Annotated in this window: 8 protein-coding genes; 7 read left to right on the top strand and 1 reads right to left on the bottom strand. The window is 61.5% G+C overall.

Annotated features, from left to right (window positions below):
- Positions 1–151: 151 nt before the first annotated feature.
- Positions 152–1171 carry a quinone-dependent dihydroorotate dehydrogenase gene (locus LOY56_RS08515; protein ID WP_258622590.1) on the bottom strand — a complete coding sequence of 340 codons (1020 nt, stop codon included), beginning with the start codon at positions 1169–1171 and terminating at the stop codon, positions 152–154.
- A gap of 229 nt (positions 1172–1400) precedes the next feature.
- On the opposite strand from LOY56_RS08515, the gene LOY56_RS08510 reads away from it, so the two are divergent.
- The 7 genes from LOY56_RS08510 (at position 1401) to LOY56_RS08480 (ending at position 12287) form a co-directional block, all read left to right on the top strand.
- Complete coding sequence (locus LOY56_RS08510) at positions 1401–2612, top strand: CmpA/NrtA family ABC transporter substrate-binding protein (RefSeq protein WP_258621025.1); 1212 nt, start codon at positions 1401–1403, stop codon at positions 2610–2612.
- Positions 2613–2627: 15 nt separating this feature from the next.
- Positions 2628–3203, top strand: coding sequence for an ANTAR domain-containing response regulator (locus LOY56_RS08505; protein ID WP_030127923.1), 576 nt, complete (start codon positions 2628–2630; stop codon positions 3201–3203).
- 377 nt (positions 3204–3580) lie between these two features.
- Positions 3581–4792, top strand: a complete 1212-nt coding sequence (locus LOY56_RS08500; protein ID WP_123720836.1) for a NarK/NasA family nitrate transporter — start codon at positions 3581–3583, stop codon at positions 4790–4792.
- 7 nt (positions 4793–4799) lie between these two features.
- Complete coding sequence (locus LOY56_RS08495) at positions 4800–6470, top strand: bifunctional protein-serine/threonine kinase/phosphatase (protein ID WP_258621022.1); 1671 nt, start codon at positions 4800–4802, stop codon at positions 6468–6470.
- A 317-nt stretch (positions 6471–6787) separates the two neighbouring features.
- The gene (nirB, locus tag LOY56_RS08490) at positions 6788–9256 is read left to right on the top strand and encodes a nitrite reductase large subunit NirB (RefSeq protein WP_258621021.1); all 2469 of its coding nucleotides are present in this window, start codon (positions 6788–6790) and stop codon (positions 9254–9256) included.
- Entirely contained in the window at positions 9253–9570 is a 318-nt protein-coding gene (nirD, locus tag LOY56_RS08485; protein ID WP_038979922.1) for a nitrite reductase small subunit NirD, read from the top strand. Before nirB ends, nirD begins: the two co-directional genes overlap by 4 nt.
- Entirely contained in the window at positions 9570–12287 is a 2718-nt protein-coding gene (locus tag LOY56_RS08480) for a nitrate reductase (protein ID WP_258621019.1), read from the top strand. Before nirD ends, LOY56_RS08480 begins: the two co-directional genes overlap by 1 nt.
- The last annotated feature ends 6 nt before the right edge of the window (positions 12288–12293 follow it).

The raw sequence follows: 12293 nt of genomic DNA, 5'->3' as shown, positions 1-12293 counted from the left end.
GAGGAGCCCTTTTTTATGCCTGCCAGAAACTCAATCTCGAGCTGCAAACACATTACCTGTGGGAGCGGGCTTGCTCGCGAAAGCGATTTAACATTCAAGAATGATGTTGACTGACCCAACGCTTTCGCGAGCAAGCCCGCTCCCACAGGGGTTAGCGCAGCGCGGCGATGGCATCCACCGATTCACGAATCAGCGCCGGGCCCTTATAGATGAAGCCAGAGTAAAGCTGCACCAAACTCGCACCCGCGGCGATTTTCTCAGCCGCGTGCTTGCCTTCGGTGATGCCGCCCACAGCGATGATCGGCAAGCGACCGGCCAGTTCCGCCGCCAGCACCTTCACCGTGTGAGTGCTCTTGTCACGAACCGGTGCACCGGACAACCCGCCCGCCTCGTCACCATGTTCCAGGCCTTCGACACCAACGCGGCTCAGGGTGGTGTTGGTGGCAATCACCGCATCCATCCCGGTTTCGATCAACGCTTGGGCGACTTGAGCGGTTTCTTCGTCGGTCATGTCCGGCGCGATCTTGATCGCCAGCGGAACATGCTTGCCATGACGCAGGGCCAGTTCCGCCCGGCGCGTGGCCAGGTCGGCGAGCAACTGCTTGAGCGAATCGCCGAATTGCAAGCTGCGCAGGCCCGGGGTGTTCGGCGAACTGACATTGACCGTCACGTAGCTGGCATGGGCATAGACCTTGTCCAAGCAGATCAGGTAGTCATCGACCGCACGCTCAACCGGTGTATCGAAATTCTTGCCGATATTGATGCCCAGCACGCCCTTGTACTTGGCCGCCGCCACGCGAGCGAGCAAGTGATCGACGCCGAGGTTGTTGAAGCCCATGCGGTTGATGATCGCCTCAGCGTCCGGCAAGCGGAAAATCCGTGGTTTCGGGTTGCCCGGTTGCGGGCGCGGAGTGATGGTGCCGATTTCGACAAAACCGAAACCCAATTGGGCAAAGCCATCGATTGCCGCACCGTTTTTGTCCAGACCGGCCGCCAAACCCACCGGGTTCGGGAACTCCAGGCCCATGACTGTCACCGGCAGTTTCGCCGGTGCCTTGCACAGCAGACCGTTGAGGCCCAAACGCCCGCCCGCGCCGATCAGGTCCAGGGACAGATCGTGGGAGGTTTCCGGGGAAAGTTTGAACAACAGCTGACGGGCCAGGGTGTACATGGGCAGGCTTGACTCGGTTGGCGATGAGAGGCGGCGATTATAGCCGCGCATCAGGGCTTCACGCGAGGCGCGCAACAAAATCAACCCGCGATGGCATATGCCTTGCACCGTCACAGGCATCAGCACTCATGCCAACGGCGGGATGAGTGGAAGGACAATGGCGTCGTCACCCGGCTTTGCCCACGCAAGGGCCTTGGGACGACGCTTTTTTATGGAAGGTGCGAAATCGATGAACGAACCATCAGCCGGCCCACTGGCCTGGGTCAATGGCAGCGATGCCCCGGAAAAAACCGCCATCAACCTCGGCTTCATGGCCCTGAGCGACTGCGCCTCGGTGGTGGTCGCGGCCACTCAGGGCTTCGCCCAACCGTACGGCCTGACCCTGAACCTCAAGCGCCAATCGTCCTGGGCCAACCTGCGCGACAAACTGGTCAGCGGCGAACTCGACGCCGCCCACAGCCTGTACGGCCTGATTTACGCCGTGCATCTGGGGATCGGCGGCGTAGCTTCCACCGACATGGCAGTGCTCATGGGTCTGAACCAGAACGGCCAGAGCATCAACCTCTCCCACAGTTTGCAGGCCTTGGGCGTGACCAGTCCTGAAGCACTTCACCTGCATGTGCACCAAAGTCGCCCAAAACTGACCTTCGCCCAGACATTTCCTACGGGCACCCACGCCATGTGGCTGTATTACTGGCTCGCGAGTCAGGGTATTCATCCATTGCAGGATGTCGACAGCGTGGTGGTGCCGCCGCCGCAAATGGTCGCGCACCTGCAAGCCGGGCGCATCGACGGTTTCTGCGTCGGCGAGCCCTGGGCGGCCAGTGCGGTGCAGCAGAATCTCGGGTTTACCATGGCCACCAGCCAGACACTCTGGCCCGATCACCCGGAAAAGGTCCTCGGCTGCACCCGCGCCTTTGTCGAGCAATACCCCAATACCGCACGGGCATTGGTGATGGCGATCCTCGAAGCCAGCCGATTCATCGAAGCCAGCCACGAAAATCGCCGCAGCACCGCGCAACTGTTGAGTGCGCCCGAGTATCTGGATGCACCGCTCGACTGCATCGAACCGCGCTTGCTCGGTGACTACGCCGATGGTTTGGGCAATCGCTGGCAAGACCCGCACGCCATGCGTTTCCACGGTGGTGGCGAGGTCAATTTTCCGTATCTGTCCGACGGTATGTGGTTCATGACCCAGTTCCGGCGCTGGGGTTTGTTGCGTGACGACCCGGATTACCTCGGCGTGGCCCGTCAGGTCCAGCAACTAGACTTATACCGTGAGGCCGCCACCGCTGTCGGCGTGCCCGCCCGGCGTCAGGAAATGCGCAGCAGTCAACTGATCGACGGCAAAGTCTGGGACGGCTCGGACCCGGCCGGCTATGCCCGCAGCTTTACGCTGAACGCCATGAGCGACAGCGCTCCCCTTCTCGCCAGCCGCTGACAGGAGCCTACGAATATGTTGCGTATCCTGCTGATCAATGACACTGCGAAAAAAGTCGGGCGTCTGAAGGCGGCTCTGACCGAAGCCGGGTTCGAGGTCATCGACGAGTCCGGCCTGACCATTGACCTGCCCGCGCGCGTCGAAACGGTGCGTCCGGACGTGATCCTGATCGATACCGAGTCACCGAGCCGCGATGTGATGGAGCAAGTGGTGCTGGTGACCCGCGATCAACCACGGCCGATCGTGATGTTCACCGACGAGCACGACCCCGGCGTGATGCGTCGCGCGATCAAGTCCGGCGTCAGTGCCTACATCGTCGAAGGCATTCACGCACAACGCTTGCAGCCGATTCTCGACGTGGCCATGGCGCGCTTTGAAAGCGATCAGGCCCTGCGCGCGCAACTGCATGCCCGCGACCAGCAACTGGCCGAGCGCAAGCGCATCGAGCTGGCCAAGGGGCTGCTGATGAAGATGAAGGACTGCAACGAAGAAGAGGCCTACACCCTGATGCGCCGCCAGGCCATGAGCCGCCAGCAGAAGCTGATACAGGTGGCGGAGCAGATCATTGCCATGAGTGAGTTGTTGGGCTGATCCGATCATTGTGGCGAGGGGGCTTGCCCCCGTTGGGCAGCGAAGCGGCCCCTTAAATTCCGTCATATAGACCTCGCACAAAGGTCTTGCGACGGCTTCGCCGCCGAACGGGGCGATGCGGCGTTCCGACAAGCCCCCTCGCCACAAAAGCAGATTGTTGGCACAAATCTCGCTAAGTAAATCACTGCAAGGTAACCAACGGCGGTTGCCCCACCTACGACAAAGACGTCGCTCACCTCATTCGCCCCCTTGGCGGATCGGGTAGCGGCGTTTTTCCGTTTTGGCCCCAGAGACCGGGGCTGGTGGTGCGGCCTTTGTGGCGCCCCACCTGCAAGCTCATGACTCCTTCTTGATACGCCTGACAGCTGAGGTGCGCGATGAATTCAAGCTTCTGGAAATCCGGCCATACCCCGACCCTGTTCGCAGCCTTCCTCTATTTCGACCTGAGCTTCATGGTCTGGTACCTGCTCGGCCCAATGGCGGTGCAGATCGCCGCCGATTTGCACCTGACCACCCAACAGCGCGGGCTGATGGTGGCCACGCCGATTCTGGCCGGGGCCGTGTTGCGCTTTGCGATGGGCCTGCTGGCTGATCGCCTGTCGCCAAAAACCGCCGGACTGATCGGCCAGGTGATCGTCATCTGCGCCCTGTTCGTCGCCTGGAAAGTCGGCATCCACAGTTATGAGCAGGCGCTGTTGCTGGGCCTGTTCCTCGGCATGGCCGGTGCATCCTTCGCCGTCGCCCTGCCGTTGGCCTCGCAATGGTATCCGCCCCAGCACCAAGGCAAAGCCATGGGCATCGCCGGTGCCGGTAACTCGGGCACCGTCCTCGCAGCCTTGATCGCCCCGGTACTGGCCGCTGCATTTGGCTGGAGCAACGTGTTCGGCTTCGCCCTGATCCCGCTGATCCTGACCCTGATCGTCTTCTACTGGCTGGCAAAGAATGCGCCTGAGCGCCCGAAACCCAAGTCCGTGTCTGACTATTTCAAGGCCCTGGGTGATCGCGACAGCTGGTGGTTCATGTTTTTCTACAGCGTGACCTTCGGTGGCTTCATCGGTCTGGCCAGCGCGCTGCCCGGCTACTTCAACGACCAATACGGCCTGAGCCCGGTGACCGCTGGCTACTACACTGCTGCTTGTGTGTTCGGTGGCAGCCTGATGCGTCCGTTGGGTGGCGCGCTGGCGGATCGCTTCGGCGGGATTCGCACCCTGCTGGCGATGTACACCGTGGCAGCGATCTGCATTGCGACAGTGGGTTTCAATCTGCCGAGTTCCTACGCCGCATTGGCGCTTTTCGTCTGCACCATGCTCGGTTTGGGTGCAGGCAACGGCGCGGTATTCCAGTTGGTCCCGCAGCGTTTTCGCCGGGAGATCGGTGTGATGACCGGGCTGATCGGCATGGCCGGCGGCATCGGTGGCTTCGCATTGGCGGCCGGCATGGGCGCGATCAAGCAAAGCACCGGCAGCTATCAGCTGGCTTTGTGGTTGTTTGCCAGCCTCGGCGTACTTGCCTGGTTCGGTTTGCACGGTGTGAAACGTCGCTGGAGAACCACTTGGGGTTCGGCAGCCGTCACCGCAGCACGGGTGTGAGGACTGAATGAGCCTGCAACTGAGCTTCGCCGAACACAGCGCCATCGGCCCCCGCGAGGAGAACCAGGACGCTCTGCGCCTGGTCACTCCGGCCCCGGCGCTGGCGGCAAGCAAGGGTTACCTGTTCGCCATCGCCGACGGCGTCAGCCAATGTGCCGATGGCGGGCTCGCGGCCCGTTCGACCTTGCAGGCCCTGGCGCTGGACTACTACGCCACCCCGGAAACCTGGGGCGTCGCCCAGGCACTTGACCGTCTGCTACTGGCGCAAAATCGCTGGTTGCAGGCTAACGGCGGCGGGCAACCGCTGCTGACCACCGTCAGTGCCTTGGTGATGCGTGGCCGGCGTTTCACTCTGGCTCACGTCGGCGATTGCCGGGTTTATCGCTGGCACGCCGACACGCTGCAACGGGTGAGCGAGGATCACGTCTGGGACCAGCCGGGCATGCAACATGTGCTCAAACGGGCCTTGGGGCTGGATCAACACCTGGTGCTGGACTTTCTCGATGGCGAACTGCGCCTGAACGAGAGTTTCGTACTGCTCAGCGACGGCATCTGGGCCGTGCTGGGCGACATGGCCATTGCGGCGATTCTGCGCGATCAACCCGACCTGAACAGTGCCGCGCAGACCCTGGTCAGCGCGGCGCACCTGGCCGGCAGTCAGGACAACGCCAGCGCCCTGCTGGTGCGGGTCGATGCCTTGGGTGAAACCAGCATTGGCGACGCACTGATTCATCTGCAGCAATGGCCACTCCCGCCTGCGCTGAAGCAGGGTCAGACTTTCGAAGGCTGGCAGGTCGAAGGGATCCTCGGCCAGAGCCAGCAATCGCTGCTCTATCGGGTGCGCGACGCACAACAACAGCCCTGGCTGCTGAAAACCTTGCCCAGTGCGCTCCGTGACGATCACCAGGCCGGGCAGGCGTTGTTGTCGGAGGAATGGTTTCTCAAGCGTGTGGCCGGGCGGCATTTTCCTGAAGTCCATGCCGCCAGTCAGCGTCAGCATTTGTACTACGTGATGCGTGAATATTCCGGGTCGACCTTGGCGGAACTGCATGAGCGTGTCGCAACGCTGCCATTGGCTCAATGGCTGGACCTGGCCGAACGCCTGCTGCGGGCCGTCGGCATATTGCATCGACGGCAGATTCTGCATCGCGATATCAAACCGGAGAACCTGCTGCTGGGGGACGACGGTGAGCTGCGCCTGCTGGATTTCGGCCTCGCCTACTGCCCCGGGCTGTCCGAAGATCAAGCTTGCGCCCTGCCCGGAACGCCCAGCTATATCGCGCCGGAAGCCTTTCGAGGCGCCCCTCCTACACCACAACAGGATTTGTATGCGGTCGGCGTGACCTTGTATTACCTACTGACCGGACATTATCCCTACGGCGAAATCGAAGCGTTCCAGCGCCCCCGGTTTGGTGTGCCTGTCAGCGCCAGTCGCTACCGGCCCGACCTGCCGGAATGGATCGCGCAAAGCCTGGAGCGCGCGGTGGCGGCGGCTCCGGATCAACGTTTTGAAACAGCGGAAGAATGGTTGTTGCTACTGGAACAGGGAGAACGTCGCAGTTTGAGCGTGCGCCCCAGACCGTTGCTGGAGCGCGAACCGCTGAAAGTCTGGCGGACATTGGCGCTGGTGTCGTTGCTGGTGAATCTGGTGCTGCTGTTTTTGCTGTTTCATGACTGACCAGAAGATCTTTTGATCTTTCTGCTTCAAAACCGGGCATCGCGCCTTGAACCGGTGCACGCAAACATCCTTTTCCCATGATGAGAACCCATAAATTGGGCATTTGTGCGACTTGGCACAACCACTGCATTACCTTTCCCAACATACATAAAGCCCAACCTTCAACGTAGAAGGCTGCGCTGCCCGAGAGAACGGGACAAGGACAAAGGCGTCCTCGCTAGTTAACTAGCGGGACGCCTTTTTTTGTTTGCGCAAAATTTTGTCGAGCAAGGCCTGAATGCCCTGATGAGGCAGGCCCGAGCTCCCCGGAGAACCTGATGAAAAAACTAAAACTGGTGATGATCGGCAACGGCATGGCCGGGGTTCGTACCCTGGAAGAACTGCTCAAGCTGAGCAATGAGCTGTACGACATCACGGTCTTCGGCGCCGAACCCCATACCAACTACAACCGCATCCTGCTGTCCCCCGTTCTGGCCGGCGAACAGACCTTCGAAGAAATCGTGCTCAACGATCTGGACTGGTACCTGGAAAACAACATCAAGCTGCTGCTCAACCGCAAAGTGGTGGAGATCGACCGGGTCAAACGCCGGGTCATCGCCGAAGACGGCACCGAGGCCGAATACGACCGTCTGCTGATTGCCACCGGTTCGACTCCGTTCATCCTGCCGATCCCGGGCAATACCTTGCAGGGCGTGATCGGCTACCGCGACATTGCCGACACCCAGGCGATGATCGACACCGCCAAGACCCACAAGCACGCCGTGGTCATCGGCGGCGGCCTGCTGGGCCTTGAAGCCGCCAACGGGCTGATGCTGCGCGGCATGCACGTCACCGTGGTACACATCGGCGAATGGCTGCTGGAGCGGCAACTGGACAAAACCAGCGGCCAACTCCTGCAGACCGCGCTGGAAGCCCGTGGCCTGCATTTCCGCCTGTGCGAACAGACCCAGGCCCTGCACGACGCCGGCAATGGCCGGGTCGGCTCGGTGCAGTTCAAAAACGGCGACATCATTCCCGCCGACCTGGTGGTGATGGCCGCCGGTATTCGCCCCAACACCGAACTCGCGGAAAAATCCGGCATCCCGTGCAGCCGCGGGATTCTGGTCAACGACACGATGCAAACCTACGACCCTCGGGTCTACGCCATCGGCGAATGCGCCAGCCACCGTGGCATCGCCTACGGCCTGGTCGCGCCGCTGTTCGAACAGGCCAAGGTGTGCGCCAACCACCTCGCCCAATTGGGTTTCGCCACCTACAAGGGTTCGGTGACTTCGACCAAATTGAAAGTCACCGGCATCGACCTGTTTTCCGCTGGCGACTTCATGGGCGGCGAAGGCACCGAGACCATCACCCTCTCCGACCCGATCGGCGGGGTCTACAAAAAACTGGTGATCAAGGATGACGTGCTGGTCGGGGCCTGTCTGTACGGCGATACGGCAGATGGCGGTTGGTATTTCCGGCAGATTCGTGAGAACCACGACATCGCGCAAATCCGCGATCACCTGATGTTCGGCGGCTCTTCATCTATGGAGCTGGCCTTAGGCGACGTAGGACACCAGGGCCAGGACAAAGCCATGAGCATGGCCGACACCGCCGAAGTCTGCGGCTGCAACGGCGTGTGCAAAGGCACCATCGTCAAGGCCATCCAGGAACACGGTCTGTTCAGCGTCGATGACGTGAAAAAACACACCAAGGCAGCCAGTTCTTGCGGCTCCTGCGCCGGCCTTGTCGAACAGATCCTGATCAACACCGTGGGCGGCGCAGCGGACGTCAAACCAAAAAGCGAAAAAGCCATCTGCGGTTGCAGCGACCTCAACCACGGGCAAATCCGCCAGGCCATCCGCGACCAGCACCTGCTGACCATCGCTGGCACCATGAGCTACCTGAACTGGCGCACCCCGAACGGTTGCGCCACGTGCCGCCCGGCACTCAACTACTACCTGATTTCCACCTGGCCGGGCGAAGCCAAGGACGACCCGCAATCGCGCCTGATCAACGAACGCGCCCACGCCAACATTCAGAAAGACGGCACTTACTCTGTAGTCCCGCGGATGTGGGGCGGTGTGACCAATCCTTCAGAGCTGCGGCGCATTGCCGACGTGGCCGACAAGTACAACGTGCCGATGGTCAAGGTCACCGGCGGCCAGCGCATCGACTTGCTAGGGATCAAAAAGCAGGACCTGCCAGGCGTCTGGAAAGACCTGGACATGCCGTCCGGCCACGCCTACGGCAAATCCATCCGCACCGTAAAAACCTGTGTCGGCAGCGAGTTCTGCCGCTTCGGCACCCAGAACTCCACGCAACTGGGCATCGAGCTTGAGCACGACCTGTTCAACATGTGGTCGCCGCACAAAGTGAAACTGGCCGTCTCCGGTTGCCCACGCAACTGCTCGGAAGCGGGGATCAAGGACGTCGGAATTATCGGTGTGGACTCCGGCTGGGAGATGTACATCGGCGGCAACGGCGGGATCAAAACCGAAGTCGCGGAGTTCTTCGTCAAACTGAAAACCGCCGAAGAAGTGCGCGAATACAACGGCGCGTTCCTGCAGCTGTATCGCGAAGAAGCCTTCTACCTCGAGCGCACCGTGCATTACCTGCAACGGGTCGGCATGGAACACATCAAGAAAGCCGTGCTGGAAGATCCGGTTCGGCGCAAGGCACTGAACGATCGCCTGCAATTTTCCCTGTCGTTCGAACAGGACCCCTGGAAGGAACGCCTCGAACAGCCGCTGCTGAAAAAAGAATTCGAGGTCATTCCCGTGAAGAACCTGGAGGTGTCGGTATGAACTGGCTGGATATCTGCGCACTGGAAGAGATCAACACCCTTGGCTCGCGGATCATCGCGGGCCCGAAAGGCGACATCGCGATTTTTCGTACGAGCGACGATGAGGTTTTCGCCCTCGACGACCGCTGCCCGCACAAGGGCGGGCCGCTGTCCCAGGGTTTGATCTACGGCAAACGAGTGGCCTGCCCGCTGCACAACTGGCAGATCGACCTGGAAACCGGCGAGGCCCAGGCCCCGGATGTCGGCTGCGCCCACCATCATTCGGCACGGGTCGAGAACGGCCGGGTGCTGCTGGCCCTACGGGAAGCAAGCTGATGGACCGTCAAATCACCGCCTCCACCTGCTGCTACTGCGGCGTCGGCTGCGGCGTGCTGATCGAACACGACGGCGAGCGCATCCTCGGCGTCAGCGGCGATCCGGCACACCCGGCCAACTTCGGCAAATTGTGCAGTAAAGGTTCGACCCTGCACCTGACCGGCGACTTGGCAGCACGGGCGTTGTACCCGGAATTGCGCCTGGGCAAAGGCCTGGCCCGCAGCCGCACCGACTGGGACACGGCTCTCGATCACGCCGCCAGCGTCTTCGCCGAAACCATCGCCGAGCACGGCCCGGATAGCGTCGCGTTCTACATCTCCGGGCAGTTGCTGACCGAGGACTACTACGCCTTCAACAAACTGGCGCGGGCGCTGGTGGGCACCAACAACATCGACAGTAATTCACGGCTGTGCATGTCTTCGGCGGTGGTCGGCTACAAGCGCAGCCTCGGCGCCGATGCTCCGCCTTGCAACTACGAAGACCTGGAATTGAGCGACTGCGTGATGATCGTCGGCAGCAACATGGCCTACGCCCACCCAGTGCTTTTTCGTCGGCTGGAAGAGGAAAAATCCCGCCGCCCCCAGATGAAAGTCATCGTCATCGACCCACGGCGCACCGACACTTGCGATTTGGCTGACCTGCACTTGGCGATTCTGCCCGGTACCGATGTCGCCTTGTTCCATGGGATTTTGCATCTGTTGCTGTGGGAAGACTGGGTCGACCGCGACTTCATCAAGGCCCACACCGAAGGCCTGGCCGAACTGAAAAACCTGGTGCGCGATTACACCCCGACAATGGTTTCGCAACTCTGTGGCATCAGTGTCGAGCAACTGCATCAATGCGCGGAATGGGTCGGCACTTCACCGAGCTTTCTGTCGCTGTGGTGCATGGGGCTGAATCAGTCCACTGCCGGCAGCGCGAAGAACAGCGCGTTGATCAACCTGCATTTGGCCACCGGGCAAATCGGTCGCCCCGGTGCAGGACCTTTCTCACTGACTGGTCAGCCGAATGCCATGGGCGGCCGGGAAACCGGCAGTTTGTCGAACCTGCTGCCAGGCCATCGCGAAGCGGCCAATGCCGAACATCGCGCACAAGTGGCCGACTACTGGGGCGTTGATCAACTGCCCGCGAACACCGGCCTAACGGCCATCGAACTGTTCGAGCAGATGCGCAGCGGCAAGATCAAAGCCCTGTGGATCGCCTGCACCAACCCTGCACAGTCGTTGCCGGACCAGACCGCTGTGCGCGCGGCACTGCAGGCGTGCCCGTTCGTGGTGTTGCAGGAAGCGTTTCGCACCACCGAAACCGCCGCGTTCGCCGACCTGCTGCTGCCTGCCGCCAGTTGGGGTGAAAAGGACGGCACGGTCACCAACTCCGAACGACGCATTTCCCACGTCCGTCAGGCCATCGGCGCACCCGGTGAAGCACGGCCCGACTGGGCGATCACCGTGGATTTCGCACAGCGCCTGGAAAAACATCTGCGCCCCGGAGCAACCAGCCTGTTTGCCTTTGAAAACCCGGCACAGGTATTCGACGAATACAAACACCTGACTCGTGGCCGTGACCTCGACCTGTCCGGGATCAGCCATGAACTGATCGACCAGCTCGGTCCGCAGCAATGGCCCTTCCCCGCTGGAGCTCGCGAAGGCACGGCGCGGCTGTATCTCGACGGGATTTTCCCGACCGCCAGCGGGCGCGCTCAGTTCGTGACCGACCCGTATCGCGCCGCCAAGGAACAACGCGATGCGCGCTTCCCGCTGACCCTGATCACCGGCCGCCTGCGCGATCAATGGCACGGCATGAGCCGCACCGGCACCGCCGCGCAGTTGTTCGGCCATGTCAGCGAAGCCGTGTTGAGCCTGCACCCGGATGAACTGCGTCGGCATCGCTTGCAACCGGGCGATCTGATCAATCTGAAAAGTCGCCGGGGCTCGGTGATCGTGCCGGTCAGCAGCGATGACAGCGTACGTCCGGGCCAGGCGTTTCTGCCGATGCACTGGGGCGACCGCTTTCTCAAGGACGGCGTGAATACCCTCACCCTTCCCGCCTTCGACCCATTGTCGAAACAACCGGAACTCAAACACAGCGGTGTGCGACTCGAACCCGTGCAATTGCCTTGGCAGCTTTTCGCCCTGATCGAGGGAGATGTTCAACAGCATTTAGAGACGCTGCGACCGCTCTGCGAGGCGTTTTCCTACGCAAGCCTCAGCCTGACCGGCCGTGAGCGCCCTGCGCTGCTAATACGCGCCGCCAGCGCCACCGCGCCAGAGCCGCAGCTATTGCGTGATATCGATCAATGCCTGGGGCTCAACGACGGCCCGGTATTGGCCTACGACGATCCTCGGCGTTCGATCGGCAAGCGAGTACGGATCGAGAACGGTCGGATCACCGCGATTCGCCTGGCCGGTGAAACCCTCGCTCAGCACTGGTTGCAAAGCCTGTGGCTCGAAGGTCGCGCCGACGAACAGCTACGCCGTTGGCTGCTGGCGCCTTTGAGTGCGCCACCGGGCAGCGCTGGCGGTCCGGCATCGGGCACCAAAACCCTGTGCAACTGCATGAACGTCAGCCAGAACGCGGTGTGTGCCGGCATTGGTCGCGGCCTGAATTTGCAGGGTTTGAAACAAGAATTGGGCTGCGGCACGCAATGCGGCTCCTGCGTTCCGGAAATCAAGCGTTTGCTGGCCGCCACTGCGCAGCCAGTCGCCGTCATCTCGTGAGGAAAA

The sequence above is a fragment of the Pseudomonas sp. B21-048 genome (genome assembly GCF_024748615.1).
GTDB lineage: Bacteria > Pseudomonadota > Gammaproteobacteria > Pseudomonadales > Pseudomonadaceae > Aquipseudomonas.
Note: the sequence above shows the minus strand (reverse complement) of the source record. Positions and strands in the feature narration are given on the sequence as shown.